The sequence below is a fragment of the Rhodanobacter ginsenosidimutans genome, from assembly GCF_042655685.1.
Classification (GTDB): domain Bacteria; phylum Pseudomonadota; class Gammaproteobacteria; order Xanthomonadales; family Rhodanobacteraceae; genus Rhodanobacter; species Rhodanobacter ginsenosidimutans.
This window is the reverse complement of record NZ_JBHSMM010000001.1, coordinates 1,966,050-1,987,087: the sequence shown is the minus strand read 5'-3', so window position 1 is coordinate 1,987,087 and position 21,038 is coordinate 1,966,050. Positions and strand designations below refer to the sequence as shown.

23 protein-coding genes are annotated in these 21,038 nt (G+C 65.6%); 14 read left to right on the top strand and 9 right to left on the bottom strand.

The window, feature by feature from the left end; translation table 11 throughout:
* Positions 1-26: 26 nt before the first annotated feature.
* Positions 27-1,031 (bottom strand): glutathione S-transferase family protein, encoded by a 1,005-nt coding sequence (locus ACFPK0_RS08740; protein ID WP_377339863.1) that lies wholly within the window; start codon positions 1,029-1,031, stop codon positions 27-29.
* 10 nt (positions 1,032-1,041) lie between these two features.
* Complete coding sequence (locus ACFPK0_RS08735; RefSeq protein WP_377339861.1) at positions 1,042-1,971, bottom strand: LysR family transcriptional regulator; 930 nt, start codon at positions 1,969-1,971, stop codon at positions 1,042-1,044.
* 159 nt (positions 1,972-2,130) lie between these two features.
* Here ACFPK0_RS08735 and ACFPK0_RS08730 point away from each other — a divergent pair, with 159 nt between their 5' ends.
* From ACFPK0_RS08730 to pcaD, 11 genes are all read left to right on the top strand, one after another.
* Positions 2,131-3,318, top strand: a complete 1,188-nt coding sequence (locus ACFPK0_RS08730) for a muconate/chloromuconate family cycloisomerase (RefSeq protein WP_377339858.1) — start codon at positions 2,131-2,133, stop codon at positions 3,316-3,318.
* A 3-nt stretch (positions 3,319-3,321) separates the two neighbouring features.
* Complete coding sequence (gene catC, locus ACFPK0_RS08725) at positions 3,322-3,618, top strand: muconolactone Delta-isomerase (RefSeq protein ID WP_056079082.1); 297 nt, start codon at positions 3,322-3,324, stop codon at positions 3,616-3,618.
* Between the two features lie 63 nt (positions 3,619-3,681).
* Positions 3,682-4,620 carry a catechol 1,2-dioxygenase gene (gene catA, locus ACFPK0_RS08720; protein WP_377339856.1) on the top strand — a complete coding sequence of 313 codons (939 nt, stop codon included), beginning with the start codon at positions 3,682-3,684 and terminating at the stop codon, positions 4,618-4,620.
* Positions 4,621-4,710: 90 nt separating this feature from the next.
* Complete coding sequence (locus ACFPK0_RS08715) at positions 4,711-6,069, top strand: SRPBCC family protein (protein WP_377339854.1); 1,359 nt, start codon at positions 4,711-4,713, stop codon at positions 6,067-6,069.
* Positions 6,066-6,554: a benzoate 1,2-dioxygenase small subunit gene (gene benB, locus ACFPK0_RS08710; RefSeq protein ID WP_056603740.1), complete on the top strand. Its 489-nt coding sequence runs from the start codon at positions 6,066-6,068 to the stop codon at positions 6,552-6,554. The genes ACFPK0_RS08715 and benB overlap by 4 nt, the downstream gene beginning before the upstream one ends.
* 28 nt (positions 6,555-6,582) lie before the next feature.
* Entirely contained in the window at positions 6,583-7,608 is a 1,026-nt protein-coding gene (benC, locus tag ACFPK0_RS08705) for a benzoate 1,2-dioxygenase electron transfer component BenC (RefSeq protein WP_377339851.1), read from the top strand.
* Positions 7,605-8,378 (top strand): benzoate diol dehydrogenase BenD, encoded by a 774-nt coding sequence (benD, locus tag ACFPK0_RS08700; RefSeq protein WP_377339849.1) that lies wholly within the window; start codon positions 7,605-7,607, stop codon positions 8,376-8,378. Before benC ends, benD begins: the two co-directional genes overlap by 4 nt.
* Before the next feature lie 49 nt (positions 8,379-8,427).
* Entirely contained in the window at positions 8,428-9,099 is a 672-nt protein-coding gene (locus ACFPK0_RS08695) for a 3-oxoacid CoA-transferase subunit A (RefSeq protein WP_056603747.1), read from the top strand.
* Complete coding sequence (locus tag ACFPK0_RS08690; RefSeq protein ID WP_377339846.1) at positions 9,096-9,737, top strand: 3-oxoacid CoA-transferase subunit B; 642 nt, start codon at positions 9,096-9,098, stop codon at positions 9,735-9,737. The genes ACFPK0_RS08695 and ACFPK0_RS08690 overlap by 4 nt, the downstream gene beginning before the upstream one ends.
* Complete coding sequence (pcaF, locus tag ACFPK0_RS08685) at positions 9,734-10,939, top strand: 3-oxoadipyl-CoA thiolase (RefSeq protein ID WP_377339844.1); 1,206 nt, start codon at positions 9,734-9,736, stop codon at positions 10,937-10,939. The genes ACFPK0_RS08690 and pcaF overlap by 4 nt, the downstream gene beginning before the upstream one ends.
* A gap of 8 nt (positions 10,940-10,947) precedes the next feature.
* Positions 10,948-11,799: a 3-oxoadipate enol-lactonase gene (gene pcaD, locus ACFPK0_RS08680; RefSeq protein WP_377339843.1), complete on the top strand. Its 852-nt coding sequence runs from the start codon at positions 10,948-10,950 to the stop codon at positions 11,797-11,799.
* 62 nt (positions 11,800-11,861) lie between these two features.
* Here pcaD and ACFPK0_RS08675 read toward each other — a convergent pair whose 3' ends face one another.
* Positions 11,862-12,257 carry a carboxypeptidase-like regulatory domain-containing protein gene (locus ACFPK0_RS08675; RefSeq protein WP_377339842.1) on the bottom strand — a complete coding sequence of 132 codons (396 nt, stop codon included), beginning with the start codon at positions 12,255-12,257 and terminating at the stop codon, positions 11,862-11,864.
* A 306-nt stretch (positions 12,258-12,563) separates the two neighbouring features.
* Here ACFPK0_RS08675 and ACFPK0_RS08670 point away from each other — a divergent pair, with 306 nt between their 5' ends.
* The gene (locus ACFPK0_RS08670; RefSeq protein WP_377339841.1) at positions 12,564-13,103 is read left to right on the top strand and encodes a cold shock domain-containing protein; all 540 of its coding nucleotides are present in this window, start codon (positions 12,564-12,566) and stop codon (positions 13,101-13,103) included.
* A gap of 23 nt (positions 13,104-13,126) precedes the next feature.
* Here the strand turns inward: ACFPK0_RS08670 and ACFPK0_RS08665 are convergent, their stop codons facing one another.
* Positions 13,127-13,303, bottom strand: a complete 177-nt coding sequence (locus ACFPK0_RS08665; protein WP_377339840.1) for a hypothetical protein — start codon at positions 13,301-13,303, stop codon at positions 13,127-13,129.
* A 298-nt stretch (positions 13,304-13,601) separates the two neighbouring features.
* Between ACFPK0_RS08665 and ACFPK0_RS08660 the strand changes: the two genes are divergently transcribed.
* On the top strand, positions 13,602-14,111 hold the full coding sequence (locus ACFPK0_RS08660; RefSeq protein WP_377339839.1) for a VOC family protein: 510 nt from the start codon (positions 13,602-13,604) through the stop codon (positions 14,109-14,111).
* A 99-nt stretch (positions 14,112-14,210) separates the two neighbouring features.
* Here the strand turns inward: ACFPK0_RS08660 and tadA are convergent, their stop codons facing one another.
* The 4 genes from tadA to folD form a co-directional block, all read right to left on the bottom strand.
* Positions 14,211-14,699: a tRNA adenosine(34) deaminase TadA gene (gene tadA / locus ACFPK0_RS08655; protein ID WP_377339837.1), complete on the bottom strand. Its 489-nt coding sequence runs from the start codon at positions 14,697-14,699 to the stop codon at positions 14,211-14,213.
* A gap of 78 nt (positions 14,700-14,777) precedes the next feature.
* Entirely contained in the window at positions 14,778-16,382 is a 1,605-nt protein-coding gene (gene guaA / locus ACFPK0_RS08650) for a glutamine-hydrolyzing GMP synthase (protein WP_056079117.1), read from the bottom strand.
* Positions 16,383-16,513: 131 nt separating this feature from the next.
* On the bottom strand, positions 16,514-17,971 hold the full coding sequence (gene guaB, locus ACFPK0_RS08645) for an IMP dehydrogenase (RefSeq protein WP_056079120.1): 1,458 nt from the start codon (positions 17,969-17,971) through the stop codon (positions 16,514-16,516).
* A gap of 84 nt (positions 17,972-18,055) precedes the next feature.
* The gene (folD, locus tag ACFPK0_RS08640) at positions 18,056-18,925 is read right to left on the bottom strand and encodes a bifunctional methylenetetrahydrofolate dehydrogenase/methenyltetrahydrofolate cyclohydrolase FolD (protein WP_007080973.1); all 870 of its coding nucleotides are present in this window, start codon (positions 18,923-18,925) and stop codon (positions 18,056-18,058) included.
* A gap of 71 nt (positions 18,926-18,996) precedes the next feature.
* On the opposite strand from folD, the gene ACFPK0_RS08635 reads away from it, so the two are divergent.
* Complete coding sequence (locus ACFPK0_RS08635) at positions 18,997-19,560, top strand: GNAT family N-acetyltransferase (RefSeq protein ID WP_377339836.1); 564 nt, start codon at positions 18,997-18,999, stop codon at positions 19,558-19,560.
* A gap of 57 nt (positions 19,561-19,617) precedes the next feature.
* Here the strand turns inward: ACFPK0_RS08635 and der are convergent, their stop codons facing one another.
* Positions 19,618-21,021, bottom strand: coding sequence for a ribosome biogenesis GTPase Der (gene der, locus ACFPK0_RS08630; RefSeq protein ID WP_377339834.1), 1,404 nt, complete (start codon positions 21,019-21,021; stop codon positions 19,618-19,620).
* Between the last annotated feature and the right edge of the window lie 17 nt (positions 21,022-21,038).

Below are 21,038 nucleotides of genomic sequence, written 5' to 3'. Positions count from 1 at the left end.
GGCATCTGCAGTGATGGCCGAGCGTTTCAGGCGCCCCGGATCTCCCGTTCGCCCAGCCGATCGCGGTCATGCGGAGCGTCGAACGCGGGGGCCGGGCCGATCGACACGATGCCGTACGGGTTGAGCGTCTTGTGGCTGCGGAAGTAGTGGTGGCGGATGTGGTCCATCCACACGGTATCGGCCACGCCAGGCAGCTGATGGATGTCGCGCAGCAAACCCTCGAGGTTGGGGTAATCGCGAATTCGCTTGCGGTCGCATTTGAAGTGCGTCGCGTACACCGCATCGAAGCGCACCAGTGTGGTCCACAGGCGCAGGTCCGCTTCGGTCAGCGTATTGCCGACCAGGTAGCGGTGTTGCCCCAGGCGCTGCTCGAGTGATTCCAGCGTGGCAAAAAGCGCGGTAACCGCCTCGTCGTAGGCTTCCTGGCTGGTCGCGAAGCCGGCCTTGTAGACGCCGTTGTTGACGTTGTCGTACACGGTCGCGTTGATGGCGTCGATGGCGGCGCGCAGGTCGTCGGGATAGTAATCGCCCGCCCGCGCGCCGATGCCGTCGAAGGCTGTCCCAAGCATGCGGATGATTTCCGACGACTCGTTGTTGACGATGGTTTCGCGCTGCTTGTCCCACAGCGTCGGTACGGTCACCCGGCCGCTGTAGTGCGGGTCAGCTTTCAGGTAAAGCTCGTACAGCTTGTCGAAGCCGTGGAGCCGGTCGCCGGTGGCACCCTCGAAGTCGGTGCGCAGTTCCCACCCGTTTTCCAGCATCAACGGATGCACCACGGATACGTCGATGTGTTTTTCCAGGCCTTTCCACGCCCGCATCACCAGTGCGCGATGCGCCCACGGGCAGGCGTAGGACACGTACAAATGGTAGCGACCGCTTTCCGCCTTGAAACCGTCCTGCCCGGATGGCCCGGCGCTGCCGTCGGCGGTGACCCAGTTGCGGAACCGGCTTGCCGAGCGTTCGAAACGCCCGCCCGTGCTGCTGGTGTCGTACCACTGGTCGTGCCACTTGCCGTCTACCAGCAATCCCATGATGGTCTCCTCATCGCGTGTGCAGGTTGCCACCTGCCGGGCCGAGCCAGGGCGGTGACGCCGCGTACAACTCCTGTACCAGTTGCTTGATCAACACGATGTAAGGCGAGTCGTCATCGCGACGGTGGCTGAGGATGATCGGCGAGGTCGCGTGTTCGTCGGCGATCACGCGGTAATGCAGATCCTTGCGGTGCAGGCTGGCGGTGTACGGAACCACGCAGATACCGGTGGCAGCCGCGGCCAGGCCCAGCGCGATCTGCATCTCGCTGACCTCGTGCACGTTTCCAGGCCGCACCCCGTGGTCCTCCAGCAGGGCCAGCACCTGGTCGGCGAATGAGGGGTGCTGGCCTTTCGGGTAGACGATCAGGTCCTCGTCCGCCAGCTCGGCGATCGCCACCGGCGTATCACTGTCGGCCAGCCGGCTGCCCGGCGCCATGGCGAGCACCAGCCGCTCCTCGCGCAGCACGGTGCGTTCGACCGCCGCGTCGTTGCGGCGGATGCGGCCGAAGCCGACGTCGATACGGCCAGTCTTGAGCGCCTCGATCTGCTGCACCGACATCATCTCCACCAGCTGAATGTCCAGCTCCGGGGCGTGCTTGCGCAGCTCGCGCACCAGCGCGGGGACGCCGCCGTACAGGGTGGAGGCGACGAAGCCAATCGAGAAGACGCGCCGCTGCTGATGCCCCACGCGTTGGGTCGCGACCTTCATCTGCTCTACGCGGCCGAGGATCTGCAGGGCCTGTTCGAGGAACAACTTGCCCGCATCGCTAAGCCGCAACGGACGGCTGGCGCGGGAGATCAGGGTCACGCCCAGTTCCTCCTCCAGCAGCTGGATCTGGCGGCTCAGCGGCGGCTGGGCGATATGCAGCTTTTCGGCGGCGCGGGTGAAGTTGCGCTCGCGGGCGACGGCGATGAAATAGCGCAGCTGACGCAGGTCCATGGCTGATCTACCGTTAAGTTTTCATACCCTGAATGAACTCAGGCGAGGATCGAAGGCCAACGTGGCGCCCGTTTCGGTATGACTATACCTTCAAGGTATTCATGAAGAGTTATTCAGTGTTGGACGGCAAGGGTGCGGACCGCCGATAACCGAATCGTGATGAAACTCTCCCCTGCCCCCGCCATGCATCCTTCCGCCACGATCGAGCGCATCGAGACCGTGCTGCTCGACCTGCCGACCATCCGCCCGCACCGACTGTCGGTGGCCACGATGAACGGCCAGACCCTGATGCTGGTGCGCATCCACTGCTCGGACGGCGCGGTCGGCGTCGGCGAAGGCACCACCATCGGCGGGCTGGCCTACGGCGGCGAGAGCCCCGAGGGAATGAAGCTCGCGGTCGACACCTATTTCGCGCCGTTGCTCAGGGGCGCCGACGCCACCCGCGTGCCGGCGTTGATGGCGCAGTTGGACCGGTCGATCAAGGACAACCGCTTTGCCCGCAGCGCGGTCGAAACCGCCCTGCTCGACGCCCACGGCAAGCGCACCGGCCTGCCGGTGTCGGAGTTGCTGGGCGGCCGTCGCCGCGAGCGCCTGCCGGTGGCGTGGACGCTGGCTTCCGGCGATACCGCGCGCGATATCGAAGAAGCCGAGCGGATGCTCGACCTGCGCCGTCACAACGTGTTCAAGCTGAAGATTGGCGCGCGCACCGTGGCCGAGGATGTCGCCCACGTCGCCGCGATCAAGCGCGCGCTGGGCGACCGCGCCGCGGTGCGGGTCGACGTCAACATGGCCTGGAGCGAATTGCAGGCCGTGCGCGGTATCGCCGCCCTGGCCGATGCCGGCTGCGAACTGGTCGAGCAACCGGTGGCCACCGCCGGCGCATTGGCGCGGCTGGCGCGGCGTTTCCCGGTTGCGCTGATGGCCGACGAATCCCTGCACGGGCCGCGCTCGGCGTTCGAGCTGGCGAAGGTCGCCGGCGCGGACGTGTTCGCGGTGAAGCTGGAGCAATCCGGCGGCGCGTACGCCGCGCAGCACGTTGCCGCGATCGCCGACGCCGCGGGCATCGAACTGTACGGCGGCACCATGCTCGAGGGCGCGGTCGGTACCGTCATCTCGGCCCATGTGTTCGCCACCTTCGCCAACCTGCAGTGGGGCACCGAACTTTTCGGCCCGCTGTTGTTGACCGAGGAAATCCTCACCGAGCCGCTGGACTACAGCGACTTCCAGCTCACCGTACCCGCCGGCCCTGGCCTGGGCATCAGCCTGGACGAGGACCGCGTGCAGTTCTTCCGCCGTGACCGTGCCACGCGCACCGTGAGCCTCGCCAACACCACCAAGGGAGGTTGAGCCATGCTTTTCCAGGTACGAATGGACGTCCAGATTCCCGCCGACCTGCCGGCCGACGTGGCCAACGACATCAAGGCGCGCGAGAAGGCGTACTCGCAGGAGCTGCAGCGCAGCGGCAAGTGGCGCCACATCTGGCGCGTCGTCGGCGAGTATGCCAACTACAGCATTTTCGATGTCGACAGCAACGAGGAACTGCACGAGCTCCTGACCGGGCTGCCGCTGTTCCCTTACATGCGGATCGCGGTGACCCCGCTGTGCCGGCACCCGTCGTCGGTCCGTGAGGATGACCGCCAGGAATAGCAGCGACCGGGGCTTCCGCGAGGAGCCCGGGGCCGCCAACGCAAACTCGAGAGGAGTGGAACCATGAGCGTCAAGATCTTCGAAACCACCGAAGTGCAGGATTTCCTGAAAACCGTCGCCGGGCTGGACAAGCAGGATGGCGATCCGCGCACCAAGCTGATCATCCACCGGCTGATGTCGGACCTGTACAAGGCCATTGACGACCTGGACATCACCCCCGACGAGTACTGGACCGCGGTCGCCTGGTTCAACGCGCTGGGCACCGCCGGACAGGCTGGCCTGATCTCCCCCGGGCTGGGACTGGATCACTTCCTCGACCTGCGCCTGGACGCCAAGGACGCCGCGATCGGCGTGGAGAACCCCACCCCGCGCACCATCGAGGGGCCGCTGTACGTGGCCGGCGCACCGGTCGAGCAGGGTTATGCGCGGCTGGACGACGGCAGCGACACCGACGGCCAGCCGCTGGTCATGCACGGCACCGTATACGACGCCAGCGGCAAGCCGGCACCGGGCGCCAAGGTGGAGGTGTGGCACTGCGACACCCGCGGCTTCTATTCGCATTTCGACCCGACCGGCAAGCAGGCGCCGTTCAACATGCGCCGCACGATCATCGCCGACGAGCGGGGCCAGTACCGCTTCCGCAGCATCCTGCCCTGCGGCTACGGCGTGCCGCCGGGCAGCCCGACGGAAAAGTTGCTGACCGCACTCGGCCGCCACGGCCAGCGTCCGGCGCACATCCACTTCTTCATCAGCGCCGACGGGCATCGCAAGCTGACTACCCAGATCAACCTGGCCGGTGATCCGCTGGTCAACGACGACTTCGCCTACGCCACCCGCGACGAACTCGTGGCCGAGGCGATCGGGCACACCGATGCGGCAGCGATCAAGGCCGCCGGCATGGAGGGCCCGTTCGCCGAGATCGCGTTCGACTTCCGGCTCAGTGCGTTGGTGGACGGGGTCGACAACCAGATCAACGAAGCCCGCGTGCGCGCGGCCGGCTGAGTGAACCTCTCGGCGACTGCACGCCGCCGAGCGGCCACGTCATCCTCCCATGCCCCAAGGGGCGTCATCGGAATACTCCAGGAGACCGCCATGTCCGCAGTGATCGACAAAGCCCGGGATCTCGACCAACTGCTCGCCACGGCCGTGCAGGACGACAAGGACGCGGGCGTGTTCCGCTGCCGCCGTGACATCTTCACCAACGCCGACCTGTTCGAGCTCGAGATGGAGGCCATCTTCGAGAGCAACTGGGTCTACCTGGCGCACGAAAGCCAGATCCCCGAAAACAACGACTACTACACCACGAGCATCGGCCGCCAGCCGGTCATCGTCACCCGCGACAAATCGGGCGAGCTGCATGCGGTGATCAACGCCTGCGCGCACAAGGGCGCGATGCTGTGCCGGCGCAAGCGCGGCAACAAGGGCAGCTTCACCTGCCCCTTCCACGGCTGGACCTTCTCCAACAACGGCAAGCTGCTCAAGGTCAAGGACGCGAAGACGACGCAGTACCCGCCGCAGTTCGACCAGCACGGTTCGCACGACCTGCGACGCGTCGCCCGCTTCCAGAACTACCGTGGCTTCCTGTTTGGCAGCCTCGATCCGGACGTGCAGTCGCTGGAGGATTACCTGGGCGAGACCCGGGTGATCATCGACCAGATCGTCGACCAGTCGCCGGATGGACTGGAGGTGCTGCGCGGCAGCTCGTCCTACGTCTACGAGGGCAACTGGAAGCTGCAGATGGAGAACGGCTGCGACGGCTATCACGTCAGCAGCGTGCACTGGAACTATGCGGCGACCATGAACCGGCGCAACGCGGAAGGCACCAAGGCCGTCGACGCCAACAGCTGGAGCAAGAGCACGGCCGGCGTCTACGGTTTCGAGCACGGCCACATGCTGCTGTGGACGCGCACGATGAATCCGGAGGTGCGGCCGGTGTATGGACGTCGCCACGAGATCGCGGCGCGCGTGGGCGCGGACCGGGCGGACTTCATCGTCAACCAGACCCGCAACCTGTGCCTGTATCCGAACGTGTTCCTGATGGACCAGTTCTCGACCCAGATCCGGGTGATCCGCCCGATCAGCGTCGACCAGACCGAGGTCAGCATCTTCTGCTTCGCGCCCCGGGGCGAGAGCGCCGAGGACCGTGCCATGCGCATCCGCCAGTACGAGGACTTCTTCAACGTCTCGGGCATGGGCACCGCCGACGACATGGAGGAGTTCCGCGCCTGCCAGGCCGGCTACGCCGCCACCTCGGCAGCGTGGAACGACATGAGCCGCGGCGCGCCGCTGTGGATCGACGGCCCCGACGAGAACGCCAGGCGCATGGGCCTCAACCCCTCGCTGTCCGGCGAGCGCAGCGAGGACGAAGGCTTGTTCGTGCGCCAGCACGCGTACTGGGCGAAGGTCATGCGCGACGCGCTGGAACGGCAGCGCAACGAGGTGTCGGCATGAGCTTCGACTACCAGCGGATATGCGCCTTCCTCTACCGCGAAGCGCGCCTGCTCGACGAGCGCCAGTGGGACGAATGGCTGCTGACGTACGCCGAGGACGTGACTTACTGGATGCCGGCATGGGACGACGACGACCAGCTGACCGAGGACCCGCAGTCGCAGATCTCGCTGATCTATTACCCCGACCGCTCGGGCCTGGAGGATCGCGTGTTCCGGATCAAGACCGAGCGCTCCAGCGCGTCCATGCCCGAGCCGCGCACCGGCCACGGCGTGCACAACGTGGAACTGCTGGCAGAGCGCGGCGACGAGGTCGACCTGCGCTACAACTTCCACACCCTCAGCCACCGCTACAAGGTCACCGACCAGTACTTCGGCACCGTGTTCGCCACCCTGCGCAAGGCGGGCGACGGATTCCTGATCAGCCGCAAGAAGATCGTGCTGAAGAACGACTACATCCGCCAGGTCATCGACATCTACCACGTCTGACAGGTGTCGTTGCCTGCGAGGAGGCCACATGAATCACAGCATCGCTTTGAATTTCGAGGACGGAGTCACCCGCTTCATCCAGTGCCGGGAAGGCGAGACGGTGCTCGACGCCGCGTACCGCAGCAGGATCAACCTGCCGATGGACTGCTCGGATGGCGTGTGCGGCACCTGCAAATGCCGCGCCGAGAGCGGCAACTACGACCTGGGCGACGACTACATCGACGACGCCCTGGGCGAGGACGAAAAGGACAACGGCCTGGTGCTGACCTGCCAGATGGTGCCATCGTCGGACTGCGTGATCGCGGTGCCGGCGGACTCCACCGTCTGCAAGACCGGCAACGCGAAGTTCAACGCCACGGTCGCCCGGGTCGAGCAGCACAATGACGCCGCGATCGTGCTGGAGCTCGACGTGGCGGATGACGCGCCGGCGTTCCTGCCGGGCCAGTACGTCAATATCGACGTACCGGGCAGCGGCCAGCACCGCTCCTACAGCTTCAGCTCGGCGCCCGGCGAGCGACGCATCAGCTTCCTGATCAAACGCATCCCCGACGGATTGATGAGCGACTGGGTGGGCAAGGCCCAGCCGGGGCAGGCGCTGGAATTGACCGGGCCACTCGGCAGTTTCTACCTGCGCAAGGTCGACCGGCCATTGCTGTTCCTGGCCGGCGGCACCGGTCTGGCGCCGTTCCTGTCGATGCTGGAAACGCTGGCGCGCACCGGCGCGGACCAGCCGGTGCACATGATCTACGGCGTGACCCGCGACGCCGACCTGGTTCTGGTCGAACAGATCGAGGCCTACGCGGCGAAGCTGCCGAACTTCAACTTCATCACCGTGGTCGCCGAGGGCGCGAGCGCGCATCCGCGCAAGGGTTGGGTCACCCAGCACATGCCGGCCGAGGTGCTGCACGACGGCAACCTCGACGTGTACCTGTGCGGGCCGCCGCCGATGGTCGATGCAGTGCGCAAGCACTTCGATGACTGCGGCGTCACGCCGGCCAGCTTCCACTACGAGAAGTTCACGCCGAACGCACCAGCGCGGGACAAGGCGGCATGAACGCACCGCGCTTCGCCGGCAAGGTCATCGTCGTGACGGGTGCCGCGCAGGGCATCGGCCGCGAGGTTGCCCTGCGCGCGGCGGCCGAGGGCGGCAAGGTCGTGTTCGTGGATCGTGCGGACTTCGTCGGCGAAGTGGCCGCCCGGGCGCAGGGTGAGAGCGCCGCTTTCCATGCGGATCTGGAAACCCACGCCGGCGCCGAGGCGGCGATGGCGTTCGCCGCGGCGACCTTCGGCGGCATCGACATCGTGATCAACAACGTCGGCGGTGCGATCCGCATGCGCCCGTATGCCGAGTTCGAACCGGAGCAGATCGATGCGGAGATCCGTCGTTCGCTGATGCCCACGCTGTACTGCTGCCACGCGGCGCTGCCGCACCTGTTTGCGCGCGGCGGCGGCACCATCGTCAACGTGTCGTCGAACGCGACCCGCGGCATCCACCGCGTGCCGTACTCGGCGGCGAAGGGTGGGATCAACGCGATCACGCAATCGCTGGCAATGGAGCTCGCGCATCGCAACATCCGCGTGGTGGCGACCGCACCGGGCGGGACGGATGCGCCGCCGCGCCGGATACCGCGCAACGCCGTCGACGAGAGCCCGGCCGAACAGGCATGGATGGCCGAGACCGTGGCGCAGGTCGTGGGCTCCAGTTTCCTCAAACGCTATGGAAGCATCGCCGAGCAGGTCGCGCCGATCCTGTTCCTGGCCTCCGACGAGGCGTCCTACATCACCGGCAGCGTATTGCCGGTGGCGGGCGGAGATCTGGGATGAACACCCCGGCATCGCTCCACTCCGCATCGACAGGAGAGACAAGACAGCCATGATCGACAAGACGACCTGGACCCTGCAGTCCGCGGTGGCCGACATCCCCGATGGCGCCAGCGTGATGGTCGGCGGTTTCGGCACCGCCGGCATGCCCGATGAGTTGATCGATGCGCTGATCGCGCATGGCGCGCGCGAGCTGACCATCATCAACAACAACGCCGGCAACGGCGACGCCGGGCTGGCTGCGCTGATCGCCAACAAACGGGTGCGCAAGGTGGTCTGCTCGTTTCCGCGGCAGACCGACTCGTGGCATTTCGACGCCGCCTACAAGGCCGGCGAGATCGAACTCGAATTGGTCCCGCAAGGCAACCTGGCCGCGCGCATCCACGCCGCCGGCAGCGGCCTGGGCGCAATCTTCACCCCCACCGGCTACGGCACCGAACTGGCCGCCGGCAAGGAGACACGCGAGATCGACGGCCGCCACTACGTGCTGGAGTACCCCATCCACGCCGACTTCGCCCTGATCAAGGCTGACCGCGGCGACCGCTGGGGCAACCTCGTCTACCGCAAGACCGCGCGCAACTTCGGCCCGCTGATGGCGATGGCGGCGAAATGCACCATCGCCCAGGTTTCAGAAGTGGTGGCGCTGGGCGAACTCGATCCCGAGTCCGTGGTGACACCCGGCATCTTCGTGCACCGCGTGGTCGCTGCAGGAGGCAAGTCATGAGCCGCTTGAACCGTGAACAGATGGCCGCGCGGGTGGCGCGCGACATCCCCGAGGGCGCCTACGTGAACCTGGGCATCGGCCTGCCGACCCAGGTCGCCAACTACCTGCCGGCGGACAAGGAGATCTTCCTGCAGAGCGAGAACGGCCTGCTCGGCATGGGCCCCGCCCCGGCGCCCGGCGAGGAAGATCCGGACCTGATCAACGCCGGCAAGCAGCCGGTGACGCTGCTCACCGGCGGCTGCTATTTCCACCACGCCGACTCGTTCTCGATGATGCGCGGCGGGCACCTGGACATCTGCGTGCTGGGTGCGTTCCAGGTCTCCCAGCACGGCGACCTGGCCAACTGGAGCACCGGCGCGCCCGACGCCATCCCCGCCGTGGGTGGCGCGATGGATCTGGCGATCGGCGCCAAGCAGGTGTTCGTGCTGATGGAACTGCAGACGCGCAAGGGCGAGAGCAAGCTGGTCGCCGAATGCAGCTACCCGCTGACCGGCCTGCGCTGCGTGTCGCGCATCTACACCGATGTCGGCGTGTTCGCGCTTGGACCCGAAGGTGCGCGCGTAATCGAGCTCGTCGACGGCGTGAACCTCGACGAGGTACGTCAACTGACCGGCCTGCCGCTGGAGATGATCGAATGAACCACGCTTACATCTGCGATGCCGTGCGCACGCCGATCGGCCGCTACGGCGGCATCCTCTCCGCGGTGCGCGCCGATGATCTTGGCGCACTGCCGCTCAAGGCGCTGCTGGAACGCAATCCGGGCCTGGACCCGGCGGCGATCGAGGAAGTGTTCTACGGCTGCGCCAACCAGGCCGGCGAAGACAACCGCAACGTCGCCCGCATGAGCCTGCTGCTCGCTGGGTTGCCGGCTTCGGTGCCGGGCGTGACGCTGAACCGGCTGTGCGCCTCCGGACTGGAGGCCGTCGGCCAGGCGGCGCGCGCGATACATACCGGGGAAATGGAACTGGCGATCGCCGGCGGCGTGGAGTCGATGACCCGCGCGCCGTTCGTCATCGGCAAGGCTGACCGGGCGTACGGGCGCGGCCAGCAGCTCGAGGACACCACCATGGGCTGGCGCTTCGTCAACCCGGCATTGGACGCGCGCTACGGCACCGAAAGCATGCCGCAGACCGGCGACAACGTGGCCGCGGAGCATCGCGTCGACCGCGCCGACCAGGACGCGTTCGCACTGCGCAGCCAGCAACGCGCGGCCGCGGCGCAGGCATCGGGCTTCTTCGCCGAGGAAATCATCCCGGTCACCGTGCCCGGTGCCCGGCGCGGACAGACCGAGCTGGTCGACACCGACGAGCACCCGCGCGCCGACACCACCGCCGACGCATTGGCCAAACTGAAGCCGCTGTTCCCGGGCGGCACCGTCACCGCCGGCAACGCCTCGGGCATCAACGACGGCGCTGCCGCGCTGGTGATTGCCGGCGAAGAAGCGATCCAGCGCTTCGGCTTGCGTCCGCGCGCACGCATCCTCGGCATGGCCGCCGCGGGCGTCGAGCCGCGGGTCATGGGTATCGGCCCGGTCGCGGCCACGCAGAAACTGATGGCACGGCTGGGCCTTCAGATCGGCGACTTCGATGCCATCGAACTCAACGAAGCCTTCGCCAGCCAGTCGCTGGCCGTCATGCGTGCACTCGGCCTGCCCGACGATGCGAAACACGTGAACCCCAACGGTGGTGCGATCGCGCTGGGTCATCCGCTGGGCATGAGCGGCGCGCGGTTGGCGCTGACCCTCGTGCACCAACTGGAAAGGACCGGCGGCAAGCGCGGCCTGGCCACACTGTGCGTCGGCGTCGGCATGGGCCTGGCGCTGGCTGTCGAGCGGGCCTGAGGCACGCGATGGCTTTCCTCAACCTCCCCACCCACCGCCTGCGCTACCGCATCGACGGCGAGCGCGGCCCGTGGCTGACGTTCTGCAACTCGCTTGGCACGGACCTGAACATGTGGGATGCGCAGGTCGGCGTGCTATCCAATACATTCCGCATATTGCGTTACGACCGCCGCGGCCACGGCGCGTCGGGCGCACCGCCCGGCCCCTACTCGATCGCCGATCTCGGCGGCGATGTACTTGCGCTGCTGGATTCACTGGCGATCGGCCGCACGCATTTCTGTGGCCTGTCGATCGGTGGCATGGTCGGCCAGTGGCTGGGCATCCATGCCGGCGACCGCGTGGATCGCCTGGTGGTCTGCGCGACCGCAGCCCGCATCGGTACTCCCGAAAGCTGGCAGACTCGCAGCGAACAAGTTCGCGAGCACGGCCTGGCGCCGCTGATGGAAACCACCGCCGAACGCTGGTTCACCCCTTCCTTCAACGCCTCCCACCCCGCGGTGGTCCGCGACATCCTGCAGCGCTTTGCCGGAACGTCGGTCGACGGCTATCGCGGTTGCTGTGCTGCGCTGGCGGGCACCGACCTGCGAGCGGAACTGGGGCGGATAGAAACACCGCTGCTGGCGATCTCCGGCAATGACGATCCGGTGTGCACCCCGACCGACCTGCAGGCCATAGCTGGCGGCGTGGTCAACGGAAGCCATCTGTCCCTGCCCGGCCGCCATATCGTGAACATCGAATCGGCGCAGGAATTCAACGCCGCGCTGCAGGATTTTCTGGTGTCACCTGACAGCGGGAATATCGACAAATCCCGCGATAGAACCGCAAGTGCCCGGCGCCTTCCGGTGCCGGGCACGTCGTGACGATACGACTCAGCGTGGCCGGTTACGGTCCGGCATGACCTTCGCCAGCCACGCCACTCACATCACTGGGTGTTGGCAAGCTGGCCGCAATCGCCTTGCTTGCAATCGAAATCGACCTTGATGCCACGACCCACGATGACGCCGACATTGAGGTGCTTGACCACGGGCTTGCCGTTTTCCTCCAGCGTTACCGTGTAAACACCCACCGGCAGCGAGCTGAGCATATAGCGGCCTTTTTCGTCCACCTCGACGTGACGCTGCATGCCGTTGGTCGTGCTTTTTGCCCGCACGGTGTCGCCCGCCGGTGCCTTTCCGAAGATGTGGCCCGCGGTGGCCTGCGCCTGGACAGCGACAGATCCCACCATGCCGCAGATGCCGATGACAGCCGTAACCGCCAGGCCACGGAAGGAGACGCGCTGATGGGAACGACGGGGAGAGGGAGAGCTGAAATGGTTCATGGGATTTTCCTTCTTGTTTTCCATGCGTGGGGATGAGCCGCCATGGGGTTGGCAACCAGCTCATGCGGAGTTGAAGTGTCAATCTGCTGCCGATGGAATCACTGTCACCGGAACCAGATCGACGCGCGCAGCGTATGTCGCGCAAACACCTTCCACGAAGGGTCAGAGGTCACGAACAGTACATGACGTATGGGGGAGGACGAAGGCGTTGCTTGACGATATCCACGACTCGCCGGACGATCTGTTGGCGCTTGCCGCGATCACGAAAACAAGAAAGCCACACACATGCGAACGCACGGAACGCTGGTGAAATGGAATGACGATCGTGGCTTCGGTTTCATCGAACCGGCAACAGGTACGGAAGAAGTTTTCGTCCACGTTTCCGCATTCCCGCGCGACGGCATCCGACCACGTATCGGCGAATTCGTATCGTTCGAGATCGACCTTCGAGAGGACGGGAAAAAACGCGCCGTCCGCATCATGCGTCCCGGCAAAAACAACAACACCGTGCGTCGGGCGACACGCGATGTACCGTCGGCGACGAGTCGCTCCGGCGCGTTAACCACGATCCTGGGTTTGCTGACGCTGATCGCCGTCGGCTGGTATGGCTATGCGTCGTTTGCATCGAAAAAGATGGCGCCTGCAGAGCCCATGTTGCCCGCGACACGTGCCCTGCCCGCGTCCACGCCAAGCTTCAACTGTGATGGCCGCACCCGCTGCTCGCAGATGACCTCATGTGCCGAGGCGACCTATTTCCTGAAGCAATGCCCTGGCACGCAGATGGATGGCGATGGCGACGGTGAACCGTGCGAAAGCCAGTGGTGCGGCGCCAGTTGGTCGGATTGATGGCGGCCCGCACCGCCAACGTTCTAGGCGTTGGCGGCGCGAACCACGCGCGCATGCTTGATCCGGCGCAACCAGTCGTAGCCGTTCAATTCGACCGGCATGGTGGTCGCCGCGCGGCGGGACGCCGGTGCAGCGGCGGGAGCCGCTCCATCGAATTCGGAGCGCTTGCCCTGCAACAGATTGGATAGATGACGTTTCATCGAAGTTCTTCCCGGTAAGAGCCGCTGTGACAACGGCGCATGACGTGTTCTCTGTGTGCCCAGATATCGGCGCGAAACCGCTGGAATCAACGATTCGCCACGCGATCAAAGCGTTTCCCGTCGCGAACAAATCGGCGCCGGCATCAACCAGCCCCCTGCTCCGCCCGGTGATCGAAGCGCCACACCGGCAGGGAACGATTGTTCGCATAGCGAAACACTTTGGGCGTGATTTGCGGGGTTTTGCCCGGTCTCGCCGGTGCCCATCTATCGGCACTCACGCACATTCGAGTGCCGCGCCATGCGCAAATCACTATCTTCCAGGCTATTGCCCACGCTGTTGTTGTTCGTCCTCGCGTTCGCGGCGATCGCGTCGCCGGGTGTCCGCGCGGCCACGTTGTACGGCACCGGCTACGCGCGGGTTGGCGTGCCGGACATGGCACAGGCGGTCACGTTCTTCCAGGATGTGCTGGATTGCCGCGTGATCGGTTCGAGCTTCACGAAGAAGCCGGCGACCTCTCGTTTGCTGTCCTGCGATACGGGTTCCATCGTGGAACTGTTCGACAACGGCGACGCCCCCGCGCCGGGCCAGCCCTTGCGGTTCGTCTCCGACGACGTGCGGCATGGCGGCGAGTGGCTGCGACGTGCGGGCGCCACGGTGAATGGTTCGCCGCACCGACTGACCTCCGGTCCACTGGCGGGCCGGATGGTGCTCGATTTCAAGTCGCCGTGGGGCATGCCGCTGCAGTTGCTCGACAGCCATGCCTACAACCCGGTGGACGGAACCCTGGCCACCGTCGCGGCGGATTGATCGCTCGGAGTCTGTGAGGAAAACCACTTCCTGTGGTTTTCCCCTATCGCGCGTCCGGCCATGCATGGCCGGTCCGACAGGTTGAACAAATCCAACCGCTCAGCGGCGGGCGCGAAAGAACTCGCGCAACATGCTGGCCGATTCCTCGGCCAGCAGGCCACCGGCCACCTCGATGCGATGGTTGTGGCGGGCGTCCACCAAGGTGTCGAACATGCTGCCGGCAGCGCCGGTCTTGGGATCGATCGCCGCGTAGATGACGCGACCGAGCCGGGCGTGGATCATCGCCATCGCGCACATCGCGCACGGCTCCAGCGTGACGTACAGCGTGGCGCCGGTCAGGCGGTGATTGGCCAGTTTCTCGCCGGCCGCGCGCATGGCCATCACTTCGGCATGGGCGGTCGGATCGTGCAGGGTGATGTTGCGGTTCCAGCCCAAGCCGACGACCTCGTCTCCCTGCACCAGCACCGCACCCACCGGCACCTCGCCCTCGGCGTCGCGGGCATGCGCCGCCAGCTGCAGGGCATGGCGCATGTGCCGGACGTCGGTCGCCGAAAACGCACTTGGGGTTTCAGGATTTTCGGCAGTCATTTCAATGCATTGTGGTTCATACATGAGAAAGCCGGCAAGTTGCCGGCCTCCCTGGATGCGCGCAAGTGACTGATTTTCCTATTCCCACTCGATCGTGGCAGGCGGCTTGCCGCTGATGTCATAAACAACGCGAGAAACACCACGCAACTCATTGATAATTCTGTTGGAAACCGTGCCAAGAAATGCGTAAGGCAGGTGCGCCCAGTGCGCCGTCATGAAGTCGATGGTTTCCACCGCGCGCAGCGCGATCACCCATTCGTAGGCGCGTGCATCGCCCACCACACCCACCGATTTCACCGGCAGGAACACGGCGAACGCCTGGCTGGTGGTGTCGTACAGGTCGGCCTTGCGCAGCTCGTCGATGAAGATGGCATCGGCCTGCGCCAGCAGTTCGGCGTATTCGCGTTTCACTTCGCCCAGGATGCGCACGCCCAGGCCCGGGCCGGGGAACGGATGGCGATAGACCATCGCGCGCGGCAAGCCCAGTGCCACGCCGATGCGGCGTACTTCGTCCTTGAACAGCTCGCGCAGCGGCTCGACCAGCTTCAGCTTCATGTGCGCCGGCAGGCCGCCGACGTTGTGGTGGCTCTTGATGACGTGGGCCTTGCCGGTCTTGCTGCCGGCCGACTCGATCACGTCGGGGTAGATCGTGCCCTGCGCCAGCCACTTCACCTTGCTGCCGTCTGCGGTGATTTTTGCCGACTCCTCGTCGAAGATCTCGATGAAAAGCCCGCCGATGATCTTGCGCTTGGCTTCGGGATCGGCCACGCCTTCGAGCGCCGTGAAATAGCGATCGGCCGCGTTGACACGGATGACCTTGACGCCCATGTGCTCGGCCATCGTGGCCATCACCTGGTCGCCCTCTTTCCAGCGCAGCAGGCCGGTATCGACGAACACGCAGGTCAGCCGATCGCCGATGGCCTTGTGCAGCAGCGCGGCCACCACCGAGGAATCGACGCCGCCGGACAGGCCCAGCAGGACGTGATCGTCACCGACCTGCTCGCGCACGCGGGCGATCTGGTCATCGATGATGTTGGCTGCCGTCCACAGCGTGGCGCAGCCGCAGATCTCGCTGACGAAGCGCTTCAGCAGGGGCTCGCCCTGCTTGGTATGGGTGACTTCCGGGTGGAACTGCACGCCGTACCAGCGCTTGTCGTCGTTCTCCATCACCGCGACGGGGATGCGCGCGGTGCGGCCGGTGACCACGAAACCGGGCGGCGCCGTGGCAACGTGGTCGCCGTGGCTCATCCACACATCGAGCTTGTGGTCGCCCGGATGGTCGTTGAGACCATTGAACAGGCGGCTGGGCGCGATGATGTCCACGCTGGCGTGACCAAACTCGCGCGCCTCGGCCGCTTCGGTGGCGCCACCCAGTTGCGCAGCCATCGTCTGCATGCCGTAGCAGATGCCTAGGATCGGCACGCCGGCATCGAACACCTGCTGGGGCGCCTTCGGTGCATCGGCCAGCGTGGTGGATTCCGGCCCGCCGGACAGGATGATGCCCTTGGCACCGAACGCGGCGATCTGCGCCGGGTCGTGGTCCCACGCCCAGATCTCGCAATACACCCCGATCTCGCGGATGCGCCGCGCGATCAGCTGCGTGTACTGCGCACCGAAATCGAGGATGAGGATCTTGTCGTCGTGGAGCCGGGATTGGGGATTGGGGATTCGGGATTCGGTCATGACGGCGTTTCAGCAGGGAATCGGGATTCGGGATTCGGGAATGGGAAAAGCGTCAAGCCCGAGCGCTGGCCATGACGCGCAGGGAACCGCTCTACCGATTCCCCATTCCCTATTCCCCATTCCCGGCACACTCAGGAATTCAGCCGATAGTTCGGCGCTTCCTTGGTGATCTGGATGTCGTGCGGATGCGCCTCGGTGACGCCGGCGGAGGTTACTTTCACGAACTGCGCCTTGTTGCGCACGTCTTCGATCGTGGCCGCGCCCAGATAGCCCATCGAGGCACGCAGGCCGCCGATCAGCTGATGGATGATGTTGCGCAGCGGGCCACGATACGGCACGCGGCCTTCGATGCCTTCGGGCACCAGCTTGTCCGCGTCGGCCTCTTCCTGGAAATAGCGGTCCTTCGAACCCAGCGCCATCGCGCCGATCGAGCCCATGCCGCGGTAGCTCTTGTACGAACGGCCCTGGAACAGCTCGACCTCACCGGGTGATTCCTCGGTACCGGCAAACATCGAGCCGAGCATCACGCTGGAGGCGCCGGCAGCGAGCGCCTTGGGAATGTCGCCGGAATAGCGGATGCCGCCATCGGCGATCAACGGGATCTCGTCCTTCAACGCGGTGGCCACCATGTCGATGGCGGTGATCTGCGGCACGCCGACGCCGGCAACCACGCGCGTGGTGCAGATCGAACCCGGGCCAACGCCGACCTTGACGGCATCCACGCCCACGTCGAGCAGCGCTCGCGCCGCCTCGCCGGTGACGATGTTGCCGGCGATGACCTGCACGTTCGGGTAGTTCTTTTTTACCCAGCCCACGCGATCGATCACGCCTTGCGAATGGCCATGCGCGGTGTCCACCACCAGCACGTCCACACCGGCATCCACCAGGGCCGCCACGCGCTGCTCGGTGTCGCCGGATACGCCAACGGCGGCGCCGACCAGCAACGCCTCGTGGTGATCCTTCGCCGCGTTGGGATTGTCGCGGGCTTTCTGGATGTCCTTCACCGTGATCAGCCCGCGCAACTGGAACGCGTCGTTGACCACCAGCACTTTCTCGATGCGGTGCTTGTGCAGCAGCAACAACACTTCGTCCTGGCTGGCGCCTTCGCGCACGGTTACCAGTTTGTCCTCGCGGGTCATAATGTTGCGCACCGGGTCGTCGTGCTTGCGCTCGAAGCGCAGGTCGCGACTGGTGACGATGCCGACCAGCTTGCTGCCCTCGACCACCGGCACGCCGGAGATGTTGTGCGCATGGGTCAGCCGCAACACTTCGCGAATGGACGTCTCGGGGTTCACGGTGATCGGGCTACGGATCACGCCGGCCTCGAATTTCTTCACCAACCGAACTTCGGCCGCCTGCTGCTCGGCCGTCATGTTCTTGTGGATGATGCCGATGCCGCCGTTCTGCGCCATGGTGATGGCGAGACGGGCTTCGGTCACGGTGTCCATCGCGGCCGACACGATGGGAATGTTCAGACGAAGGTCGCGGGTAAACCGGGTGGAGGTGTCGACGTCGCGCGGCAGCACGAGGGAGTGGCCCGGAACCAGGAAAACGTCGTCGTAGGTCAAGGCCTCGGCGAGGATGCGCATGCGAAAAGTCCCGCTGGCAAAGAGGGAATTATACGCGCCCCACCATGCCGCTCGCCAGATGGCTCGCCAACCATCGCGCCTTTTTCAGGCGGATCGCGTGGAAACAGCGCCCGCTTCCGCCGCTTCCAGTGTGTTTTCCAGCAGCGTGGCCACCGTCATCGGACCCACGCCACCAGGCACCGGCGTGATCCAGCTCGCGCGCTCCGCGGCCGCCTTGAAATCCACATCGCCCACCAGCCGACCATCGTCCAGGCGATTGATGCCCACGTCGATCACCACGGCGCCGGGCTTGATCCAGTCGCCCTTCACCAGCCCCGGCTTGCCCACCGCCACCACCAGGATGTCGGCCTGGCGCACGAAGCTTTCCAGGTCTTGCGTGAAACGATGGCAACAGGTCGTGGTGCAACCGGCGATCATCAACTCCAGCACCAACGGGCGCCCCACGTGATTGGACACGCCAACCACCACGGCATGCTGTCCGCGCACGGGGCGATCGGTGTGCCCCAGCAAGGTCATCACGCCCTTGGGTGTGCACGGGCGCAGGCCGAAACGGCGCAATGCCAGGCGGCCCACGTTGATGGCCTGGAAGCCGTCGACATCCTTGGCCGGATCGATCCGGTCGACCATCGCGTCTTCGTCGATGTGCGGCGGCAGCGGCGACTGCACCAGGATGCCGTGCACCTCCGGATCGGCATTGAGCCGGTCGATCAGCGCGAACAAGGCCTCCTGGGTGGTGTCGGCCGGCAGGTCGTGTGCGAACGAGCGAAACCCGACCTGATCGCAGGCCTCGCGCTTCTTGCGCACATACACCAGCGAGCCGGCATCCGTCCCCACCAGGATCACCGCCAGGCCCGGAGGCGGCAAGCCGAGCGCCTTGCGCGCCGCAACGCGCCGGCCGATGCGCCCCAGCAATTCCTGCGCAATACGTTTGCCGTCGAGAATGCGTGCGCTCATGATCGTGCCTGTCGATAAAGGCATGCATTATCGATGCTAGCCGACACGCACACAAACAAAAGGGAGCCTGGATGCCTGCCGAGACCGTGCCGCCCATCGAACTCAACGGCAAGGGTTTGCACCTGCGCCGCTGGCAATCGCGCGATGCCCGGGCGTTGTGTGACGCCGCGCAGAGCTCGCTGTCCACAGTGGGCCGCTGGTTGCCCTGGTGCCACGCCAGTTATTCGCTGGATGATGCGCGCGCGTGGGTCGCTTATTGCGAACAAGGCTGGACGAACGCGGAGGATTTTGCCTTCGCGGTGTTTGACGATCGCAACGGCGAATTGCTCGGCGGCGTCGGGCTCAATCAACGCAACCCGATGCATCGCAGCGCCAACCTGGGTTACTGGGTGCGCCAATCGCGGCAGGGTGAAGGCATCGCGGCGCGTGCCGCATCGCTGGTTGCCCGTTTCGGGTTCGAGCAGTTGGGATTGATCCGGATCGAGATCGTCACCCTGCCTGACAATGGCGCCAGCCAGCGCACTGCGGAAAACATCGGTGCGAAGTTCGAAACCCTGGCCCGCCACCGGTTGTGGGTGCGCGGGCAACCGATGGACGGCGTCGTGCACGCGCTCATTCGCGCGGACATGACGTAAGCGTCGCGGCTCATTTGACGGGTTGGCGCTGCGAGGGCGCCGTGGAGCGGCGCAACCTCAGCGGGTGCGCTTGATCAGGTCGCTGACCCGGCGTCGCGCCTTCTTTTCCTGTTCCTTGGTCAGCACTTTCTTGCGGCCGGCGTACGGATTCTCGCCTTCGCGGAAGGCAATGCGGATCGGCGTGCCTTCCAGCTTGTAGCGCTTGCGGAAGAAGTTTTCCAGGTAACGCTGGTAGGCCGGTGCGATGTGTTTGGTGCGCGTGCCGTGGATCACGATGGTCGGCGGGTTGTTGCCGCCCGGATGCGCGAAACGCAGCTTGGGCGAATGCCCGTGCACCAATGGCGGTTGATAGCTTTCGTACGCCTTTTCCAGCGTCTTGGTGAGGTCGGACGACGCCAGCACCTTGGTCGCTGAGGCATGCGCACGCACCACGGCGCGCATCAACTCGCGCAGGCCCGAACCGTGCAGTGCGGAAATCTGCACCTGCTTGGCCCAGTCGACGAACACCAGCCGGCGATCCAGCGCGCGGCGGCATTCGTCGCGCTGGTATTGATCCATGTCGTCCCACTTGTTGATCGCGATGACCAGCGCCCTGCCCTCGTCCATCGCATAGCCGATGAGGGTGAGGTCCTGGTCGGCCAGGTTTTCGCGGGCGTCGATCATCACCACCACGACCTGCGCCGCGGCGATCGACTGCAGTGTCTTGATGACGCTGAATTTCTCCACCGCCTCCTCGACCCGCGCCTTGCGCCGCACGCCGGCGGTATCGATCAAGGTATAGCGCTTGCCGTCGCGCTCCAGCGGCACGCGGATCGGGTCGCGCGTGGTGCCGGCCACGTCCGACACGATCAGGCGGTCCTCGCCCAGCAGGCGATTGATCAGTGTGGATTTGCCCGCGTTGGGGCGGCCGACGATGGCAACGCGGATGGTGCCGTCCTCGCCGTTGGCATCGGTGGCGTCTTCCTCGTCGGCCGGCAGCAACGGCAGCACGACGCGGATCAGGTCATCGGTGCCGCGATTGTGCGCCGCCGACAATGGCAAGGTGGTGGCGACGCCGAAAGCGGAAAACTCGGCCAGCACGGCCTGCTCGTCGAGCCCGTCGGTCTTGTTGACCACGGCGATGATCGGCTTGCCGCTGCGGCGCAGCTCGCCAAGGATCACGTAATCCTGCGGCAGCAGCCCGTCGCGGGCATCGACCACGAAGACCAGGATGTTGGCTTCCTCGATCGCCAGGCGCACCTGCTTTGCGGTGAGCACATCCATGGCGTCCTCGACGCCCGACAGGCCGCCGGTGTCGACCACCACGAACGGCCGATCGCCACTGCGGCAAATGCCGTAATGGCGGTCCCGGGTAACCCCCGGCATATCGGCCACCAACGCGTCGCGACTGCGCGTCAGTACATTGAAAAGGGTTGATTTACCGACGTTGGGACGACCAACCAGAGCGACGACAGGCAACATGATGGAAGGTCGATTCC